10 protein-coding genes and 2 pseudogenes are annotated in these 21,001 nt (G+C 69.5%); 10 read left to right on the top strand and 2 right to left on the bottom strand.

Annotation, left to right across the window (positions count from 1 at the left end):
• Nucleotides 1-27: 27 nt before the first annotated feature.
• A pseudogene (locus NQO67_RS36560) lies at nucleotides 28-1,254 on the bottom strand (glycoside hydrolase family 27 protein); the annotation flags it as partial.
• 520 nt (nucleotides 1,255-1,774) lie between these two features.
• On the opposite strand from NQO67_RS36560, the pseudogene NQO67_RS36555 reads away from it, so the two are divergent.
• The 4 genes and pseudogenes from NQO67_RS36555 to NQO67_RS36540 form a co-directional block, all read left to right on the top strand.
• Nucleotides 1,775-2,884 (top strand): annotated as a pseudogene (locus NQO67_RS36555) (arabinofuranosidase catalytic domain-containing protein); the annotation flags it as partial.
• A 250-nt stretch (nucleotides 2,885-3,134) separates the two neighbouring features.
• Nucleotides 3,135-4,334, top strand: coding sequence for a cysteine desulfurase-like protein (locus NQO67_RS36550; protein WP_255954759.1), 1,200 nt, complete (start codon nucleotides 3,135-3,137; stop codon nucleotides 4,332-4,334).
• Nucleotides 4,331-5,080, top strand: coding sequence for an SDR family NAD(P)-dependent oxidoreductase (locus NQO67_RS36545; RefSeq protein ID WP_255954758.1), 750 nt, complete (start codon nucleotides 4,331-4,333; stop codon nucleotides 5,078-5,080). Before NQO67_RS36550 ends, NQO67_RS36545 begins: the two co-directional genes overlap by 4 nt.
• Nucleotides 5,081-5,210: 130 nt before the next feature.
• On the top strand, nucleotides 5,211-8,138 hold the full coding sequence (locus NQO67_RS36540) for an AfsR/SARP family transcriptional regulator (protein ID WP_255954757.1): 2,928 nt from the start codon (nucleotides 5,211-5,213) through the stop codon (nucleotides 8,136-8,138).
• A 354-nt stretch (nucleotides 8,139-8,492) separates the two neighbouring features.
• On the opposite strand, the gene NQO67_RS36535 is transcribed toward NQO67_RS36540, so the two are convergent.
• Nucleotides 8,493-10,187, bottom strand: a complete 1,695-nt coding sequence (locus tag NQO67_RS36535; RefSeq protein ID WP_255954756.1) for a TIGR04141 family sporadically distributed protein — start codon at nucleotides 10,185-10,187, stop codon at nucleotides 8,493-8,495.
• A 191-nt stretch (nucleotides 10,188-10,378) separates the two neighbouring features.
• On the opposite strand from NQO67_RS36535, the gene NQO67_RS36530 reads away from it, so the two are divergent.
• From NQO67_RS36530 to NQO67_RS36505, 6 genes are all read left to right on the top strand, one after another.
• A complete protein-coding gene (locus tag NQO67_RS36530) occupies nucleotides 10,379-12,499 on the top strand; it encodes an N-6 DNA methylase (RefSeq protein WP_255954755.1) in 2,121 nt (706 codons plus the stop codon).
• 78 nt (nucleotides 12,500-12,577) lie between these two features.
• On the top strand, nucleotides 12,578-14,644 hold the full coding sequence (locus NQO67_RS36525; protein ID WP_255954754.1) for a type I restriction-modification system subunit M: 2,067 nt from the start codon (nucleotides 12,578-12,580) through the stop codon (nucleotides 14,642-14,644).
• On the top strand, nucleotides 14,641-15,900 hold the full coding sequence (locus NQO67_RS44430) for a restriction endonuclease subunit S (protein ID WP_255954753.1): 1,260 nt from the start codon (nucleotides 14,641-14,643) through the stop codon (nucleotides 15,898-15,900). Before NQO67_RS36525 ends, NQO67_RS44430 begins: the two co-directional genes overlap by 4 nt.
• 7 nt (nucleotides 15,901-15,907) lie before the next feature.
• A complete protein-coding gene (locus NQO67_RS36515; protein WP_255954752.1) occupies nucleotides 15,908-17,149 on the top strand; it encodes an AAA family ATPase in 1,242 nt (413 codons plus the stop codon).
• Nucleotides 17,146-17,760: a DUF4276 family protein gene (locus tag NQO67_RS36510; protein WP_255954751.1), complete on the top strand. Its 615-nt coding sequence runs from the start codon at nucleotides 17,146-17,148 to the stop codon at nucleotides 17,758-17,760. Before NQO67_RS36515 ends, NQO67_RS36510 begins: the two co-directional genes overlap by 4 nt.
• A 6-nt stretch (nucleotides 17,761-17,766) precedes the next feature.
• Complete coding sequence (locus tag NQO67_RS36505; protein ID WP_255954750.1) at nucleotides 17,767-20,967, top strand: type I restriction endonuclease subunit R; 3,201 nt, start codon at nucleotides 17,767-17,769, stop codon at nucleotides 20,965-20,967.
• Nucleotides 20,968-21,001: the final 34 nt, after the last annotated feature.

Here is a 21,001-nt window from a genome sequence, read left to right as displayed (position 1 = left end):
GCCGTGGTCGCCCGGTCAGCGCGCGGTCGTGCCGCCGCTGACGCGGTACAGGACGGTGCCGTGCGCGGGGACGGAGGCGCTGATGGTGTCACCGGTGGTCCGGGTCGCGCCGGTCCACAGGTCGGTCAGCTGGTAGCTGGAGGCGCCGCTCTTGCCGATCGCGGCCGCTGTGGTGCTGAGGGTGGCGGTCGAGTCGGTCTCGTTGAACAGGGCCACCGCCACATCGCCGCCGGACAGCGGCTTGGCCAGCACGTGGTGGCCGCCGGCGGACGACACCTCGGTGCCCTGCTTGCCCAGCGGGTCCTGGTCGACGGCGATCACGGCCTTGTTGGTGAGGATGCCGAGCGTGGTGTCCGACGCCTGGGGGATGTTGGTGCCGGCGATCAGGGGAGCGGCCATCTCCGCCCAGAGGCTGAACTCGGTCTGCTGCTCGGTGACGGACATGCTGCCGTTGCCGATCTCCAGCATGTCCGGGTCGTTCCACTGGCCGGGTCCCGCGTAGCCGGCGAGGCCCACATTGGCCTTGAAGATGGACAGCATGCTGGAGTAACTGGCCTGGATGTCGCCGGTGGTGCGCCAGCTGTTGCCGATGTCGGCGCCCCAGGTCCACACGGACTCCTGGCCCCAGCTGCACAGGCTGAACAGGATGGGCCGGCCGGTGGCGGCCAGCGCGTCGCGCATGGCGGTGTAGCGGGTGCGGGCGGAGGAGCCGTCGTTGTTGCAGTTGTCGTACTTGAGGTAGTCGACGCCCCAGGAGGCGAACGTCTGCGCGTCGGTGGTCTCGTGGCCGAGGCTGCCGGGGTATCCGGCGCAGGTGGCGCTGCCCGCGTCCTCGTAGATGCCGAGCTTCAGGCCGAGCGAGTGGACGAAGTCGGCGGTGCCCGAGATGCCGTCGGGGAACTTGGCGGAGTCGGGGACCAGCCGGCCGTTGCTGTCGCGTGCGTGGGTCATCCAGCAGTCGTCGATGTTGACGTAGGTGTATCCCGCGGCCTGCATGCCGTTGTCGTGCATGGCCTGCGCGGTGGACTTGATCAGTGACTCGGTGACGTTGCAGCCGTAGGCGTTCCAGTCGTTGAAGCCCATCTGCGGGGTCAGGGCCAGGCCGTTGCCCAGCGCGGACGCCGGGGGCGCCGTGGTCAGGGTGACGGCCGACGCGGTCGCGACGGTGAGGGCGGCGGCGAGCGCGAGCGTGCCGGTGCGCAGCCATCGCTTCGCCGTTCCGGCCGAGAACGTGGAGGTGTGTACGGACGACATCTGTGACTCCCGGTGTGGGGTGAAGGAGTACCGCGCCGCCAGGCACCAACAGCGGCGGGAGTGGCCACCGCCGGCTGAGGGGCCTGCCTTGAGGGGGGATCTCTGTCGCTCACGCAGCGTGCCCGTGCAGCGGGTGTGAGCGGTCACAACACTGCATGATTGTGACGTCGGAACCGAACCTGTCAATACCCGGTGCACGAAGCGGACCGCGCTTCGGCGGGCCCGTCACCCGGTCGCGCCAGGGGTGTTGACACGCTTCGGGGCCCCTCTATCATCTATGACTGTCCGAGAGTCCGACCAGTGTTCGAAATACCGAAACTCAGAGATGCCGGGCGAGCACCTTTCTGGCCTTCCCGAGTGCCCCTGTGCCTGCTTGTCTGCCGTGCCCGTCGTGCCCCCGTTCGGACTCCGCAGACTTCCCGGACTCCGCGGACGTGGGCGCAGGTCTTCGATCGACCCCGGAGGCCTGTGACCGCACGAATGACATGGACATGACTCAATGCCTCCCGAGGAGATCCGCATGTCTCTCGTTCCGACCGGCATACGACGGGCCAAGCCGCTCGCCGTGCTCGTGCTCGCCAGCGCCGCCGCACTCTTCGGCGGTCAGGCGTCCGCCACCGGGCCGGCGGCGACCACGCCCACCGCCGTGCACCACGCGGGCACGACCGCGGTGACCGCGGGCTCGCTGCCCTGCGACATCTACGCCGCCGGCGGCACACCCTGCGTGGCCGCGCACAGCACCACGCGGGCCCTCTTCTCGTCCTACACCGGGCCCATCTACCAGGTGCGACGCGCCTCGGACAACACCTACAAGAGCTTCCCGCCGACCACCGCCGGCGGCTACCCCGACGCCTCGGCGCAGGACTCGTTCTGTGCCAACACCTCGTGCGTCATCACGCGGATCTACGACCAGACCGGGCGGGGCAACGACCTCACCCAGGCGCCCCCCGGCGGCTTCTCAGGCCCGGCGGCAGGCGGCTACGACAACCTGGCCGACGCGAAGGCGGCACCGATCACCATCGCCGGCCACAAGGCCTACGGCGTCTACGTGGCCGCCGGCACCGGCTACCGCAACAACAACACCAACGGCATCGCGACCGGCGACCAGCCGGAGGGCATGTACGCGATCCTGGACGGGACGCACTACAACGGCGGCTGCTGCTTCGACTACGGCAACGCCGAGACCAACAGCCGGGACAACGGCAACGGCACCATGGAGGCCATCTACTTCGGCAACATCAAGGTCTGGGGCTACGGCACCGGCAACGGCCCCTGGGTCATGGCCGACCTCGAGAACGGCCTGTTCTCCGGGGTGAACCCCGGCTACAACTCCAACGACCCGTCCGTGAACCACCGCTACCTGACGGCCATCGTCAAGGGTGAGTCGAACCACTGGTCCATCCGGGCCGGCGACGCCCAGTCCGGCGGCCTGTCGACCTACTACAACGGCGCGCGCCCCAACGCCTCGGGCTACAACCCGATGAAGAAGGAGGGCGCCATCATCCTCGGCATCGGCGGCGACAACAGCAACGGCTCCGCCGGCACCTTCTACGAGGGCGTCATGACCTCCGGCTACCCGTCGGACAGCACCGAGAACTCGGTCCAGGCCAACATCACCTCGGTCGGCTACGGCCGCTAGGGGTAGGGGACCGCCGGGTTGTTCACACGGGTGACGGGTCGGTGGCCGCCGACCGCGGCAAGGTCCGCCGACAGGCCCCCGCGCATGCCAGAGCGCGGAGCCGGGCCGTGCCATCGACGCCATCGATGGCGCGGCCCCGGCGCATCGGCCGACGCGCCGGCCCGGCCGGTACCGAAGGGCGCGCCCCCGGCGCCCCGGACCTGCGAGGTCGCACGCGGCCCCGGCGAGGCAGGATGGACGCATGAGTTTCGACGTCTCCAGGATCCGTGCCGACTTCCCCGCCCTCCAGGACGGTGTGGCCTACTTCGACGGGCCGGGTGGCACCCAGGTGCCCCGGCAGGTCGCCGAGGCGATCGCGGCGGCGATGTGCTCGGGCGTCTCCAACCGGGGCACGACGACGGCCGCCGAGCGCCGTGCCGACCGGATCGTCACCGGCGCCCGGCAGGCCCTCGCCGACCTGCTCGGCTGCGACCCGCGCGGGGTGGTCCTCACCCGGTCGGCGACGCAGGCCGCGTACGACGTCGCCCGGGCGCTGGCCCGGGGGTGGGCCGCCGGTGACGAGGTCGTCGTCACGCGGCTCGACCACGACTCCAACGTGCGCCCGTGGATCCAGGCCGCCGAGTCCGCAGGCGCGGTGGTGCGGTGGGCCGGGTTCGACCGGGAGAGCGGCGAGCTGGGCGTCGACGCCGTCCGGGAGCAGCTGTCCGACCGCACCCGGCTGGTCGCCGTCACCGGCGCGTCGAACATCCTGGGCACCCGGCCCGACCTGCCGGCGATCGCGGACGCCGTCCACGCGGTGGGGGCGCTGCTGTACGTCGACGGGGTGCACCTGGCCGCGCACACCCCGGTCGACGTCACCGCGCTCGGCGCCGACTTCTTCTCCTGCTCGCCGTACAAGTTCCTCGGCCCGCACCACGGGGTGGTCGTCGCCGATCCGGGCCGGTGGGAGGGGCTGCACCCGGACAAGCTGCTGGCCTCCAGCGACCAGGTACCGGAACGCTTCGAGCTCGGCACCCTGCCCTACGAGTTCCTCGCCGGCACCGAGGCGGCCGTGGACTACCTCGCCGGCCTCGCGTCGACGGCGCCCGACCGCCGCACCCGGCTGCTGGAGTCGCTGCGCGCGGTGGAGCAGCACGAGGAGGCGCTGTTCGGGAAGCTGCTCGCCGGACTCGCGGGCATCCCCGGCGTGCGGCTGTACGGGGCGCCGGCCCGCCGCACCCCCACGGCGTACTTCTCCGTGGCCGGCGTGCCCGGCGCAGACGTGTACCAGCGGCTGGCGGAGCGCAAGGTGAACGCGCCGGCCAGCCACTTCTACGCGCTGGAGGCCTCGCGCTGGCTGGGCCTGGGCGACACCGGAGCGATCCGGGCCGGCCTCGCCCCGTACTCGAACGACGAAGACGTGGAGCGGCTGCTCGCCGGGGTCGCCGAGGTGGCCGGGTGACACGAGGGGTACTGGTCACGGGCGCGTCCCGGGGCATCGGACGCGCCGTCGCCGAAGCGTTCGCGAAGGCCGGGGACCGGGTCGCCGTGCACTACAACAGCGCGGCCCGGCAGGCCGGCGAGGTGGCCGGCGCACTGCACGGCGACGGGCACGTCGTCGTCCAGGCCGACCTGGCCGACGCGGCCGCGGTGCGACGTGCCGTGGACACCGCGGCCGAGCGGTTGGGCCGCCTGGACGTGCTGGTCAACAACGCCGGCGTCTATCTGGCGCACCCGCCGCTCAGCACGTCGTACGAGCAGTGGCAGGAGGTGTGGTCGGCGACGCTGGCCACCAACCTCACCGGGGCGGCCAACGCCACGTTCTGCGCGGTGCCGCACCTGAGCGCCGCCGGCGGCGGGACGATCGTCAACGTCTCCAGCCGCGGCGCGTTCCGCGGCGAGCCCGACCACCCGGCGTACGGCGCGTCCAAGGCGGCCCTGAACGGCTTCGGCCAGTCGATGGCGCTGGCGCTCGCCCCGCAGCACATCAGCGTGGCCACGGTCGCACCGGGCTTCGTGGACACGGACATGGCACGCGAGATCCTGGACGGGCCGCAGGGCGAGGCGATCCGGCAGCAGTCGCCGTTCGGGCGGGTGGCCCGGCCGGAGGAGGTCGCCGCAGCGGTGCTCTGGCTGGCCTCCCCGGAAGCGGTCTTCGCAAGCGGCACCATCATCGACGTCAACGGCGCCTCCTACCTGCGAAGTTGACGGCCGGAGCGAGGCGGAGCCGAGCCCCGGCACCGGGGCCGCGCGGCCCCTGGGGGCGGTTCTGGGGAGGTGGGTTGGGTGAACCGTGTGAAAGCCGGTGCGGCCGTGACACGCGCGTTAGCGTGAGGCCATGCCCGACCCGGTCGAACCTGAGCTGCGCTTCACCGTGCTGGGGCCCGTGCGGGCCTGGCGGGGCGAACGGGAGCTGGAGCTCGGCTCGCCGCAGCAGCGCGCCATGCTGGTGGCGTTGCTGCTGCGGGGCGGGCGTGCGGTCACCGCGGAGGAACTCGTCGACGCGGTGTGGGGCGAGCAACCGCCGTCCGCCGCCGTCCCGATCCTGCGCACCTACGCCTCCCGGCTCCGCAAGGTGCTGGAACCGGACCGGCAGACCGGCCGGCCCCCGCGCGTCCTGGTCTCCGTGGCCGGGGCCTACCGGCTGCACCTCACCGAGGACGCCCTGGACATCCGGGTGCGCGAGCACCACGTCACCGAGGCGAAGCAGGCACGCGCCGCCGGCGACCTGCCGCGGGCCGCGGCGCTGCTGCGCACCGCACTCGACGGCTGGGAGCCGGTCACGCTGACCGGCATACCCGGGCCGTTCGCCGAAGCCGAACGGTCCCGGCTCGCCGAGTCGCGGCTCGGGACGCTGGAGACCCGGCTGGAAGTGGAACTCGACCTCGGCCGCCAGGACGAGCTGGTGGCCGAGCTGACCGCCCTGGTCGCCGAACACCCGCTGCGCGAGCGGCTGTGCCAGTTCCTGATGCTCGCGCTCTACCGCTGCGGCCGGCAGGCCGAGGCGCTCGCGGTCTTCTCCGACACCCGGCGCACCCTGGTGTCCGAACTGGGCGTGGAACCCGGCCCCCCGCTGAAGGACCTGCACGCCCGGATGCTCGCCGCCGCCCCGGAACTGGCCGCAGGGCCCGCACCGGCCACCCCACCCTCGACCGCCGCACGGGTCCGCCCGGAACAGCTGCCCGGCGCCATACCCGACTTCGTCGGCAGGGACGAGGAGATCGAGCAGCTCCGCGCGGCGCTGCGCACCCCGCCCGACGCACCGGCAGCGGCGATCACGGCCGTGGTGGGCATGGCCGGTGTCGGCAAGACGACGCTGGCCGTGCAGGCCGCGCACGCGCTGGCCGAAGCCTTCCCCGACGGCCGGCTGTACGCGGACCTGCGCGGCGCCGACGAGAACCCGGCCAGCCCGCACACCGTGCTGGCCGGTTTCCTGCGCGCCCTCGGCGCCGCCGACGACGCACTCCCCGGCGATCCGGCCGAACGGGCCGCCCTGTACCGCTCCCTGCTGGCCGGACGGCGCATCCTCGTGCTGCTCGACAACGCGTACGACACCGACCAGGTCAGCCCGCTGCTGCCCGGCTCCGCCTCCTGCGGCGTGCTCGTCACCAGCCGCTCCCGGCTCGCCGCGCTCCCCGCCACCCGACGCGTCCACCTCACCGGGTTCACCCCGGAGCCCGCGCTCGCCCTGCTCGCCAGGATCGTCGGCGCGGAACGCGCCGCCGCCGAGCCGGCCGCGGCGTTAGAGGTCGTACGGGCCTGCGGCGGGCTGCCGCTGGCGGTGCGGGTCGTCGCCGCCCGGCTGGCGGTGCGGCCGGGCTGGTCCGTCGCCGCCCTGGCCGACCGGCTGTCCGACGAGCGCCAACGCCTCGCCCAACTGCGCGCCGAGAGCCTCGCCGTCGAGTCCTCGTTCCGGCTCGGCTACGCACAGCTCACCACCGACCAGGCATGCGCCTTCCGGCTGCTCGCCCTCCCCGACACACCCGACATCTCCCTGCCCGCCGCCGCTGCCCTCCTGGACCTGGCCCCGGGCCCGGCGGAGGACGTCCTGGAGCACCTGGTGGACGTCGGCATGCTGGAGTCCCCGGCGCCGGACCGCTACCGGTTCCACGACCTGCTGCGGCTGTTCGCCCGGCAGCGCGCGGAACAGGAGGGCACCGCGGACGACGGAGCCGACGCAGCGCTGACCCGGCTGCTGGACCTCTGCCTGGCCACCGCCCGCACCGCCTACCGGCTGATCCGCCCCGCCCACACCGTCCCCGACGCGCTCAGCGCCACCGTCGCCCCCGGCCTGTCGTTCGCCGACGTCGGGGCGGCCCGCGCCTGGGCGCACGGCGAGCTGCCGGGCCTGCTCGCCCTCACGGCACAGGTGGCCGCCCGGGGACCGGCCACCCTCACCGCGGTCGCCGCCGACCTGCTCTGGGCGCTCGACCCGGTGCTGGAGGAGCAGTTCGGCTGGCAGGACGCCGTGCCGGCCTGCCACGCCCTCATCGCGGCCGCCCGGCTGGTGGGTGACCGGCGGGCCGAGGGGCGGATGCGCTACATGCTCGCCGGCTCCCTGATGCAGTTGGACCGGTGGGGGGAGGTGAACGAGCACGCCCGCGTCGCGCTCTCCCAGGCACGCGCCGGCTACGACGGGGTCACCCTGGCGATGACGTTCAACGTGTGCGGCGCCCACGCCTCCTACCAGGGCGATCCCGACACCGCCATCGACCACTTCGGCCAGGCCGTCGAGATCAGCCGCGCCATCGAGGACCGCGGCGTCGAGGACTACGCGCTGGGCAACCTCATCCAGGCCCGCCTCGACCGGGGCGACGGCGACGCGTCGCTGCTGACCGCCGCCCAGCACCACCTCACGATCACCGAGCAGATCGGCGAACCGTTCACCAGGTCGCGTTCGCTGCTCCGGCTCGGGCAGGTGCTGCGGCAGCTCGGCCGGCCGCAGGAGGCGGTCGACACCCACCACCAGGGCCTGGCCCTGATCGAACCGGACGGACCCCGGCTGCTGCGGGCGGGCCATCTGTTCCGCCTCGCACACGCGCTGCACCTGGTCGACCGGCCCCGGGAGGCGGTCGGTGCGGCGGAGCGTGCGCTCGCGCTGGTACGCGACATCAAGTTCGCGTCCGTGGAGGCCCGGATCCTGCGCTTTCTCGGCGATGTCCTGGACGAGCTGGGGCAGACCGAGCGGGCGCGGGCCTGCTGGCGGCAGGCCCACGAGATCCTTACGCGGCTCGGGCTGCCGACGGGGGAGCCGGCGGGCGGTTGAGGGAACCCAGCGGGGGTGGGACGGGGCTGTGCCCGCTGTATCCGGGAGCTGGGCCCGTGACGCGTGCCGAATTCCCCTGTGTCAGTGCACGACCGAAGCCAACCGTTCCACCAGTGCCGCAGCCTCGGACTCCCCACTCCGGGGCGCTTCGGGCCATGGATCGAGCCGGTCCCAGGGGTATTCGCTCGGAGTCCCGGATAGCGAGGGATCACGTGGACGTGGAGGTGGGCAGACGAAACAATCGGCCGGTGCTGTGTTGTCCGCCATGACAGACGTGATGCTGCGTCCGACGACAAGCCTCCTGCCGGCGCCGAACGGAAGGCAGAGTTGGGCGCCTACGCCTCCGACACTCCGCTATGCGGCCAGGCGGCGGATTCCCGCTCGGCTCGGAGCCACCGCTGCGGCCCGGATCCCGACGACCTCGACCTCGACGCCCCAGGCTGCGAGGGTCTTGGCCGTCTGTACGAGGGTGACCTGGGAAAAGGGGAAGAGCGTGTCAGCGGTGAGGTCGGTTCCACTCTTCAGCAGGATCGCGAACACGACCTTCGACGGGCGGAAGCCGTCCGGCAGAGCCCGGCCGGGCCGGGCAGCGGCCACCTTCCTGGCGAACTCGTCCATGGCCTCCGGCGAGTGCAGCAGGGTCTGAACGGCGACCACCGCCTGACCGAAGAGATGGCTCAGCGCGTCGGAGCCCTTGGCCCGCTTCACCATGATCAGAACGTTGTCCGGGCTCAGCAGGTCGCAGATCTCCACGCCGTTGCCCCGGTGCAGAGCGGTTCGTACGTTGTCACGGTCGAAGCAGACATACCCGGGCCGCATGTCAGGCACCGACTCGTTGTACGTCCGCTCCGTGTCGCCGAGTACCCAGGCCGGAAGGTCGACCGAGGGTGTGCCGGTGATGAGCCGTTCCATCTGCGAGCGGATGGCCTTCCGGTACGCCTCGCCGATCTCGTACCACTGCCCGTCCAGCAGGAAGAACCGGCGGCCGTCGAGCGTCACCCAGGCTTCGATCCACCGCAGCACGTTGGACGTCCACAGAACGTCATCCCTGTTCGCTCGGGTGTGCGAAAAGAGAGTGACGGTGCCGTCCCGGAGCGCGGCGAGGCGTCGTCCCGGCCTGTGCACGCGTGCCCGGTTGAGGACGTACTCCAGGCTGAAGTCGTCCGTGAGATAGGCCGCCGAGCGGTTGACCCTGGTGGCGAACAGCTGGGCGGCGGTGTAGTCGTCCCAGTGGTCGGAGGGGACGGCGACCGCGATGCGCCCGTCGGGCTCCTCGCCCAGCAGGGCGTCGAGCCGCTCCTCCAGCCGCGTGAGGACGTCGGCGTCCTTGACGGGGACGATGTGCTCGACGAATTCCAGCTCCGGGTTCGGGGCCTCCTCCCGCAGGACACGGGCGATGGCACGGATGTCCGCGACCAGGTCCGTGGCGTCGACGCCGAGCCGCATCCGCAGCCCGGTACCGCCCTCGACGCTGGAGATCTTCGTACGGTCGTCCTTGGCGATCGTGAGCTGCATGCCATCGAGCCGACCGCCCAGCCGGCGCACGATCTGCGCGTGCTCCTGTACACCCAGGCTCCAGACCGGCGTGCCACCGGGCACAAGGGTGATGTCGGTCCGTCCGCCGCCCGGCGTGTGGGAGACCAGGTCGCGGATCTGGGCGGGGTCCACCCTGCGGATCACGAAGCTCAGCCCGAACCGGCGGTCCTTGATGTCGTCGGGCACCAGGCGGAACCCCTGGTCGTAGCCGATGGCGTATACCGCGCCGTCGATCGCGAGCATCAGCAGACCGGCCGACCGGTTGACGGAGCGCGACACCTCGCACCCTGTGGTGCGGTTGACCTCATCACACCAACTGGCGACCGGCTGCTCGAAGCCGCCGGTGACCAGCAGCGCCGGAACCCCCAACCGGGCCTCGGGAAAGCCCAGTTCCGCGCGGACGGCGTCAAGGCGAGCATGGTCGAGGGCTTCGAACATCGCGTCGACCGAGGGAGCGACACCCGTGAGCCGGTACAGGGTGCGCTTCGACGTGCTGGAGGTATTCGGGGCCATGGCGCCGTTCCAATCCGAGGTGTTGAGGGCAGGGCGTAGCCCCGGGAGTCCAGAGGCAGCCGGGACGGCCAGTGAAAGCGTCTTCAGTAGAGCGTTAACTGAAAGCACTGTCAAATGCTTCACGGTGAAGGGGGACCGGTATAGAGTGGGACCCGTCCAGCACGCCCGCCCCGCGTCACCGGCAGGAGCCCATGAACCAGCAGGCCAGTGCCCTCGTGACCGCCGCCGACATCTCCCGGCTGGCCGGAGTGACCCGCGCCACGGTGAGCAACTGGCGTCGCCGGCATCCGGACTTTCCGGCACCTGCGGGAGGCACAGACACCAGCCCGACCTACGACCTCGACGCGGTACGTGCCTGGCTCTCGGCCCGCGGCCAACTCCCTGAGGCCACGACGTTGGACCAGTTTCGCACCGCGCTGCGCGCCCGTTCTCGCGACGGCGAGCAGGCCCTGCACCTGCTCCTCGCGGTACTCGCGACTGCCGGCCTGGGCCGAAAGGAGCGCGAAGCCCTTCCCGAGCTATGTGACGACGCACTGCTGCGATGGGCCAGGTCGGCTGCCGAAGACGGAGCCCAGGACGTTCCGGGAACCGAGGACGCCGCATACGGTCCCGAGGCGGCCGGACCGCTGAGGGCCTTGTTGCGGTGCGTCGCCACCGAGGGCGCCGAGGCCGCGACGGATGTCCTGGCCGAACGCCTAATGGAGGACACGGGGAGCACCGGCACCCACCGCACGCCGCGCCCCTTGGCCGACCTCATGACCCGGCTCCTGACCGGCAGCGCGGGAGCTTTCCCCGCGAGCGTTCTCGACCCCGCGTGCGGCACCGGATCGTTGCTCGCCGCGGCGGCGTCCGCCGGCGCGACCGCACTGCACGGCCAGGACGTCCTGGTCGGCCAGGCCGCCCAAGCCGCAGTACGGCTCCGGCTGAGAGCCCCTCAGGCGGTGATCTCGGTACGCACGGGAGACAGCCTGCGTGCCGACGCCTTCAGGGGCCTCACCGCGGACGCCGTCCTGTGTAATCCGCCGTACGGAGTCCGTGACTGGGGCCACGACGAGTTGGCGTACGACCAACGCTGGGCCTACGGCGTGCCTCCCAAGGGCGAACCCGAGCTCGCCTGGGCCCAGCACTGCCTGGCCCACCTCACCCCCCGCGGCCTTGCCGTCCTGCTCATGCCGCCCGCCGTCGCCGAGCGCACGGCCGGCCGGCGCATCCGGGCCCAGCTCGTACGCGACGGAGCCCTCCGCGCGATCGTCTCGCTTCCCCAAGGAGCGGCCACCCCGCTCCACATCGGCCTGCATCTGTGGATACTCGAACGCCCCGAGCCGCAGGCCGAAGCCCCGGCTACGGTCCTGCTCGTGGACGCCGCCGCCGAGACCCGGGACCTCAACTGGGACACCGTCAACGACACCGTGCTTTCGGCGTGGCGGCCCTACCTCGACGACCAGGAGAGTTTCACGGGCACCCCGGGCGTCGCCGCCGCCATGCCGGTCACCGACCTCCTGGACGAGGCCGTGGACCTCACCCCGGCCCGCCGCATCCGTACGGTTTCCCGGCAGGCACTCCGCCCCGCCCTGCTGGCCCGGCAGGCATCAGAGCTGTACGACCAGCTCCGCCAAGGAGCCACGGACCTGGTCGGCCTCAGCACCGACGGAAACTGGCCGCCGGCCGACGACCGGCCTCGCGACTGGCGCACCGCAACCGTCGCGGACCTTCTGCGCGGTGGCGCTCTCCGCCTGCTCCACACCGCGCCCCCAGGCCGCCGGACCCGTAGCGGCCAACCGCAGCCCCGGCCCGAAGCGGAACCGGCCACCCGGCCGACTCTCACGGCTGCCGACGTCTTCGAGGACCGGCCCGCCACCGGAGCCGAAGCGGACCTTCCCACCGGCGGTGCCCGCCCCTTGGTCCAGGCAAGTGACGTGCTGCTTACGGAGATCCTCCGGGTGGGACGTACGGCTGTGGCCCGGGTCGTCGAGTCGGGCGAGGGGGGCTGTTTCCTCGGACCCCACCTTCTCCTCTTCCGCCCGGACCAACGCCGGCTCGACCCCTGGTTCCTGGCCGGGTTCCTGGCGGCGGAGCAGAACGTCAACGCCGCCGCCACCGGCACCTCGCTCGTCCGGGTGGACCCGAGACGCCTGCGCGTTCCTTTGCTCCCCCTGACCGAGCAGCAGCGCTACGGCGCCGCCTTCCGCCGCCTGCACGCCCTGCGCACGGCCGCCCGCCGCGCCGATCGGGCCGCCGACGAGGTCTCCCGTCTCCTCAGGACCGGCCTCACCGGCGGCGCACTGCTGCCGGACGACCACGAATCGGCGTGAAACGTGCGGCCCGGAACCGCGAACCACCACACTTGACGTCTCTGCCCCGCCGGGACGGCGAACACCGGAAGGACTCCGTTGAACAGCAGTAAGCACACGGAACTGGCGAACCACGCGTGGTCGGTCGCCGACCTCCTGCGCGGCGACTACAAACAGTCCGACTACGGCAAGGTGATCCTGCCGTTCACCGTGCTGCGACGCCTTGAGTGTGTCCTCGCGCCGACCAAGGACAAGGTCCTGGAAGTCGCCGCCCGCTACCAGAACCAGGACATCAACCCGGACCGCTTCCTGCGCATAGCGTCCCGCCACAGCTTCTACAACACCAGCGCCTACACGCTGAAGGCCATCGCGGGCGACCCCTCGCACGCCGCGAAGTACCTCAACGAGTACTACGGCGCCTTCTCACCGAACGCCCGGGAGGTCCTGGAGCGGTACGAGTTCGCCCAGCAGATCAAGCGGCTGGACGCGGCGAACCTGCTGTACGAGGTGGTCGGACGGTTCGCCGACCTCGACCTGCGGCCGGTGAAGAGGGACGCGGACGGCAATGTCGTACTCGACGAGCACGGCAAGCCGGTCGAGATCGTCACCAACCACCAGATGGGCTACATCTTCGAGGAGCTGATCCGGCGCTTCGCCGAGCAGTCCAACGAGACGGCCGGTGAGCACTTCACACCGCGCGAAGTCATCCGGCTGATGGTCAACCTGCTCATTGCCCCGGACAGCGACGCGCTGGCCCTGCCGGGCACCGTCCGTACCGTCATGGACCCGGCCTGCGGGACCGGCGGCATGCTCAGCGCGGCCGACGAGCACATCACGGCTCTCAACCCGGACGCGACGGTCAAGGTCTTCGGCCAGGAACTCAACCCCGAGTCCTGGGCCATCTGCCGGTCGGACATGATGATCAAGGGTCAGGACCCGGAGAACATCAAGTTCGGCAACTCCTTCAGCGACGACGGCCACGCCGGAGCCACCTTCGACTACCTGCTGGCCAATCCGCCGTTCGGCGTGGAGTGGAAGAAGGTCAAGGGCGCCGTCGAGTACGAACACGAACACCTCGGCGAGAGCGGACGGTTCGGCGCCGGCCTGCCGCGCATCAACGACGGCTCGCTGCTCTTCCTCCAGCACATGATCTCGAAGATGAAGCCGGTGGACCCGTCGGGCTCGGGTGGCAGCCGCATCGCGATCGTCTTCAACGGCTCCCCTCTCTTCACGGGCGCGGCGGAGTCGGGTGAGTCCAGGATCCGGCAGTGGATCATGGAGAACGACTGGCTGGAAGGCATCGTCGCCCTGCCCGACCAGCTCTTCTACAACACGGGCATCTCCACGTACTTCTGGGTGCTCAGCAACCGCAAGGCCAAGGACCGGCGCGGCAAGGTCGTCCTGCTGGACGCGCGCGACTACTGGCGCAAGATGCGCAAGTCGCTGGGCGACAAGCGCAAGGAACTGGGCGAGGAGCACATCTCCGAGATCACCCGGCTCTACACGGAGGCGCTGGCGGTCCTCGACGCGGGGGAGAGGGGCGGCGGCCACGACCTCGCCGACCGGGCCGGAAAGATCAAGGTCTTCCGCAACGAGGACTTCGGGTACCGCCGGATCACCGTCGAACGGCCCCTGAAGCTCCGCTTCGAGGTGACGGAGGAGACGCTGACGGCGATCGCCGCGTCAAAGCCGATCGCACGGGCCACGGACGTCGAGGCATTCGTGGCGGCGTTGCGCCCGTTGGTCGGCAAGTCCTGGACGACGAAGTCCGACGCGTGGCTCGACCTGAAGGACGCGGCTGTCGCGGCCGGCCTACTGTGGCCGGCGGGCGCGCCTTTCATCAAGGCGCTGCGCGAGGCGGTCGGTGTCCGCGACCCGGAGGGCGAGGTCCAGCGCGTGAAGGGCGAGCCGGAACCGGATCCGGAGTTGCGTGACTACGAGAACGTGCCGCTGGACGAGGACGTGGAGGAGTACCTGCGGCGGGAGGTTCTGCCGCATGTCCCGGACGCGTGGATCGACGACAGCAAGACGAAGATCGGGTATGAGATCCCGTTCACGCGGCACTTCTACGTGTACAAGCCGCCGCGGCCGTTGGCGGAGATTGATGCGGAGTTGAAGGCTCTGGAGGCGGAGATTCAGGCGCTATTGGGGAAGGTGACGGAGTGACATCATTCAGGATTAAGGATGTCACTCGAATTAACCGGAGTGTGCTCTCCGAAAATACAGAGTCGAACTTTCGTTTTCGCTATATCGACATTGGTGCAGTTGATGACCTTGGTCGCATAAGTATTCCTGACGAGGAGATGGATTTCAAGTCTGCTCCGTCACGAGCTCGCCGTCTTGCGCCAGCTGGTGCCGTTGTCGTGTCAACGGTGCGAACTTACCTACGTGCCATCGCGGCGGTGCCTGACGTCGCGGCACCCCTGGTCTTCTCGACTGGATTCGCTGTACTGGAGGCGGGCACCCAGATCGACAGCCGATTCCTAGCCCATTATTGCCGATCTCAGACCTTCATTGACGAAGTGGTTGCTAGATCAGTGGGCGTAAGCTATCCGGCCATCAACGCGGCCGACATCGGAAATCTTCCGATCACGCTCCCGGATAAGGAAGAGCAGCGCCGCATCGCCGACTTCCTCGACGCCGAAACCGCCCGCATAGACGACCTTAGGCAGAAATTCATTCGTCAACTAGCGCTCCTTCAGAACCAATTTCACGAGAAAATGCGCTTCTGGACGACGGTAGCCAATGACGAGGTGAAGCCGACAATGATCCCGTGGATGCCTGAGATGAGCTCCGGCTGGAGTCTCCTCAAGGTGGGCCACCAGTTCATGACAGGAAGCGGCACGACCCCCACATCAACGGTCGCCGAGTACTTCGATGGCCCCTACTGGTGGGTGAACAGTAGCGACCTCAACGACGGAGAGGTCACATCAAGCGAAAAGACGATCACAAATAAGGCTATAGTCGACTTTCCCGCATTGAAGCTCCACGGTCCCGGCTCCTTGGTGATTGCGATGTACGGACAGGGCGCCACCAAGGGGAAAGTGGGATTGCTAACGAACAGTGCATGTGTAAATCAAGCATGCTGTGTCCTATCTCCAGTTGGAGAAATCTCTACCCAGTACGCCCGCTACTGGTTCCGGGCACACAAAGAAGGAATTGTAATGCTTGCTCAAGGAGCCGGTCAGCCTAACCTTAGCCAAGAGTTGATCAGGAGTCTAAGGATTCCCACCCCAGACCTGGGTAAGCAGCAGAGGATTGTGTCCCACTTGACCAGAGCGGAAGACCAACTTAGCCGTAGGAGCCATCTCTTCAGGATGAGGGAGACCCTTCTCGCCGAGCGCCGCCAAGCCCTGATCACCGCCGCCGTAACCGGTCAGATCGACGTGTCCACCGCCAGCGGACGAGGGATCGAGGAATGATTGCGTCATGAGTCCCGCCGCGCCCCATCGCCCGATGCCGTTCCTCACTCGTGTCCGGATCGACAACTTCAAATCCATCGCCCATTGCGACGTGAAGCTCGGCCGGTTCACCGTCCTGCTCGGGCTGAATGCCGCAGGCAAGTCGAACTTCCTGGACGCCCTGCGCTTCATCCGTGACGCGCTGGTGAAATCTCCGGCCGAAGCCGTGGCGACGCGCGGCGGATGGACGGAGGTGCTGCGCAGGGTGCCTGAGTCGGCGACATCCTGCACGATCGGGCTGGAATTTCACCTGTCGGCGACCACTCCCGAGGCAAATCCCTGGGTGGGGCAGTACGAGGTAACTCTCGCGCCGTCGATCGCCCCCGGGGCGGGGCACGACGCGGGGCCCGGTGTCCGTATCCAGCGGGAGTTCTGCGAGATGCGCCACCCTGGCGACGGGGGCCAGGCAAAAACCAAGCACTTCCTGATGCGCGACCGCACGGGGAAGGGGCGCCGTCACAAGCTGTTGGAACTTTCGCGAATGAGTGAGGCAGAGCCTTTTACCGAGCTTCACTCGGCTCTCACGGAGATGTTCTTCTACAGCCCTGACCTGTCCCATCTCCGCAAGGCCAGCCCGAACACACCGACCGCCGGAGCTCTCGGTGAGAACGGCAGCGAGCTCGGTCCAGCTCTGGCCGCACTCGGGGATCAGGAGCGTGACCGCCTCTCGCAGTACCTGGGGGTGGTCGTGCCCGGAGTCGTGGAGGTCGGTCCCACGGACCCCTCCGCTGACTACATCGCGGCACGGATCAGCTTCGCCACCGACGGTGAGGCCGAACCGCACGTGTTCCGGGCTGAGTCCATGTCGGAGGGGACTATCCGCGCCATCGGTCTGCTGACCGCCCTCTTCCAGCCTGAAGCCCGGGAAGGCTGGATTCCGCTGATCGCCGTCGAAGAGCCCGAACTCGCCCTGCACCCGCTTGCCGCCGGAGCCCTCTACGACGCGCTCACGGAAGCGAGTGAGTACGTACAGGTCCTCGCCACCACGCAGAGCGCGGAGCTGTTCGACCGCAAGGAGGCCGATCTGTCGGCCATCCGCGTGGTCGCCGCCGAGCACGGCGTGACGGTGATCGGCGAAGTGGACCCCGTGAGCCGGTCGATCGTCGCCGATGGCCTGGCGACCACGGCCGAACTCCTGCGCTCCGACCAGCTGCGCCCGGTGGTCGAACCTCTCACCCAGCCCGACGAGCAGCCGGAGGACGAGGAGTGAACCACCCGAGGGCCACGATCGCCTCCGTCGTCGAGGGCGAGGGCGAGATCAGCGCACTGCCCGTCCTCCTCCGACGGCTGATGTACGAGGCGCAGATCTGGGACGCGGACATCCAGCCGCCCTTCCTGGTCGACCGCGGCAGGCTGGTCCGACCGGGCGGCCTGGAAGCCGCCGTGGAGGCTCAGGCCCGCCGCGTGCCCGCCGACCACCCGGGCGGCATCCTGGTCGTCATCGACGCCGACGACGACTGCCCGGCAAGCCTCGGGCCCTCGTTGCTGGCCCGGGCCGAAGCCACCCGGCCGGACCGCCGCACGGCCGTCGTATTGGCGAACCGGGAGTTCGAGGCGTGGTTCCTCGCGTCGGCGCCGTCCCTCGGCGGCCGGGCCGGGCTCGCCGAGCACTTGGAGGTCCCGGCCAACAGCGAGACGTTACGCGACTGCAAGGGCTGGCTGACCCACCACCGGCGCGACGGGGTGCGGTACCGCCCGCGTGTGGACCAGGCGGCACTGGCCGACGTCATCGATCTCGACCTCGCTCGCGCCAACTCACTCTCCTTCGACAAGTTCTGCCGTGACATCGGCTACCTGATCACCGGAAAGCGGGGGGAATGACCGCTCATGCCCGTGCACGACGAAGCAACCTTCGGGAACGCCATAGCCGCCGCCATGAAGAAGCGCGGCTGGCGTGAAGGAAACCGGCAGGACTACCGCCCCCACCTCGGCCTGGACACCGCCCAGCTGTTCGAGTTCATCGGCAAGACACAAGCCGATGACTGGAGTGAGCTGATCGCCCTCTACGGCGGGGACCCCAACACCGCCCAGGCCGGGTTCGCCAAGCGCGTGGACCAGGCGATCGGAACCGATGGAGTACTGGACGTACTCCGCAAGGGTGTGAAGGACCACGGCGTCCTGATCAGGCTCGCGTACTTCAAGCCGTCGCTCGTCGCGTCGGACGCGGTCCTGGACGACTACCGGAAGAACCGGCTGACCTTCGTCAAGGAGCTGGAGTACGCCGCCAAGCAGGCGGACAAGGGAAAGCGCCTCGACCTCACCCTCTTCCTCAACGGGATTCCACTGGCGACCGCCGAGTTGAAGAACGCCCTCACGCGCCAGGGTGTGGAAGCCGCCAAGGAGCAGTACCGCACCGACCGCGACCCCACCGAGCTGATCTTCACGCGGCGCGTGATTGCGAACTTCGCCATCGACACGGACCTGGTGTTCGTCGCGCCGGAGCTGCGGGGCAAGCCGACGCGGTTCCTGCCGTTCAACACCGGGTCGGAAGGCCCGGGGGAGCCCGGCGGCGCAGGGAACCCGCCGCCCACCGTCCCCGGGACCTACGCGACCTCGTACCTGTGGGAGCAGATCTGGGAGCGGGACACCTGGCTGGATCTGATCGAGCGGTTCGTGCACCTCAGCAAGGAGAAGGGGCCGGACGGGCGGACGCGGAAGAAGCTGATCTTCCCGCGTTACCACCAGTGGGACATCGTCAAGAAGCTCGCCGACCACGCGTCCCGCCACGGCGCCGGTCACAACTACCTCGGCATGGCCTCCGCCGGCTCCGGCAAGTCGAACACCATCGGATGGCTGGCCCACCGCCTCTCGTCACTGCACACGCCCACCGACCCGACCGAGATCGACCCCGACGCTATGGCTGCCGGGCTCAAACCGGGCGCGCCCGTATTCGACAAGGTCGTCATCATCACGGACCGGCGCAATCTCGACGCTCAGCTCCGGGAGACCGTCGGCAGTTTCGAGAAGACCGCCGGTCTGGTCGTGAAGATCGACGAGAAGCACGGGGCCAAGTCCGACCAGCTTGCCAAGGCGCTGTCCCGCGAGACCGGGAAGATCATCACGGTTACGCTGCACACCTTCCCGGCCCTCATCGACTACCTGCGCCGCAACCCCACCGAGATCCAGGGCCATAACTTCGCGATCATCGTGGACGAGGCGCACTCCTCGCAGTCCGGCGGCGCGGCCACGGACGTCCGCGCGGCACTGCGTGACATGGGCCTGGACTCGGACTCCGATGAGCCGGGGGCCACCGAACAGGCAGCGGCGGCGACCACCGGTGCCAAGCTCCGCAGGAAGGCCGTCCAGCGCAGCAAGGCCTCCAACCTCTCCTACTTCGCGTTCACCGCCACACCCAAGGCCAAGACGCTCGAACTCTTCGGCACCCTGGAGAACGTCAACGGCAAGCCGACGTACCTCCCCTTCCACACGTACTCGATGCGCCAGGCCATCGAGGAAGGCTTCATCCTCGACCCCCTGCGCACCTACGTCACGTACAACACGTACTGGAAGCTGGTGAACAAGAACCCGGACGAGCGCGAGGTGGACCCCTCCAAGGCGAACCCGCTGCTCGCCCGGTACGCCCTCACGCACGACTCCACCGTGGCGCAGCAGGCACAGGTGGTCGTCGAGCACTTCCGCACCCACACCGCCGGCAGGCTCGGCGGGCGCGCCAAGGCCATGGTGGTGACGGCGTCCCGGCACAGTGCCGTGCAGATGGCCCGTGCGATCAGGAAGTACATCGACGACCGCGCGTATCCCGACCCCGGCGTCCTGGTCGCGTTCTCCGGAAGCCTCACGTACGACGGCGAGGAGACGACCGAGCCGAAGGAGAACGGCGGCCTGGCCGAGTCCGCGCTGCCGAAGGCGTTCGCGTACACGCGCAAGGACGACAAGGCCGTGCGCACCGGCGGGAGGGCGACGCAGCGCGAGTACCGCATCCTGGTCGTCGCCGAGAAGTACCAGACCGGCTTCGACCAGCCGCTGCTCACCACGATGTACGTGAACAAGAAACTCGCGGGCATCAATGCCGTCCAGACCCTCTCCCGTCTGAACCGTACCGCCGACCGCAAGTCGCAGGCGGACCTGGCCGTTCTGGACTTCGTCAACGACGCCGAGGACATCAAGGAGTCCTTCCGCCCGTACTTCGAGGAGGCGAACACCCTCCCCTCCGACCCCAACCTCCTCTACACCGCGCAGAGCCGGGTCATGCAGCCCGACATCCTCGTCGAGGACGAGATGCGGGACTTCGCCGACGCCTATCTGACGGCCGAGGAGAAGGCGGCGGGCTCGGCGGCCCGCTGGGAGAAGCTGCACGCCGAGCTGTACCGGCACCTCGGCCCCGCCGTCGATCGGTTCGCCGAGCTGCTGGACCGCAAGGACGAGGCGGGTGACCCGGACGAGGATGCCCGCGAAGCCGCCGAGCAGTTCCGCGCGGACCTCAACGACTACGTGCGGAAATACGGTTTCCTCTCGCAGATCGTGCCCTACCGCGACGCCGACCTCGAATGCCTCTACCTGTACGGCCGCCACCTGCTCAACCGCCTGCCGCGACGCGGGGACGGCGGCGTGGACATAGGCGACGTCGACCTCAGCCATCTGCGCGTGCAGAGGACCGGCGAACACGACCTCTCCCTGACCGCCGAGGGACCGGCCGAGCTCCGAGGTTTCGGCGAAGGTGCGGGAGGCACCAAGGAGCACGAGAAATCGCTTCTGTCTGAGCTGATCGAGAAGTTCAACGACAAGTTCGGCACCGACTTCACCGAACAGGACGTGATCACGCCGTTCTCGGAGGCCAAGGCGGACCCGAAGGTCCGCGCGGCGGCCGTCAACGACGAGGAGAACTTCGGGCTCGTCTTCGACGAGGTCTTCGAGGACAAGATGGCCGAACACATCGACACCATCGCCGACATGGGACGCCAGTACTTCAGCCATGACGAAAGCTTCAAGCAGTCGCTCAACCAGAGTGCCCGCCGGGCGGCCTGGCGGATGATCCGCCGGGAGGAGAACATCGACGACGAGACGGCCTGAGCCTCCCGGCCTTCCGCACCCTCCCGGCCGACCA

The organism is Streptomyces odontomachi (assembly GCF_024435355.1).
GTDB classification, from domain to species: domain Bacteria; phylum Actinomycetota; class Actinomycetes; order Streptomycetales; family Streptomycetaceae; genus Streptomyces; species Streptomyces odontomachi.
This window is presented reverse-complemented; position numbering and strand designations above follow the sequence as displayed.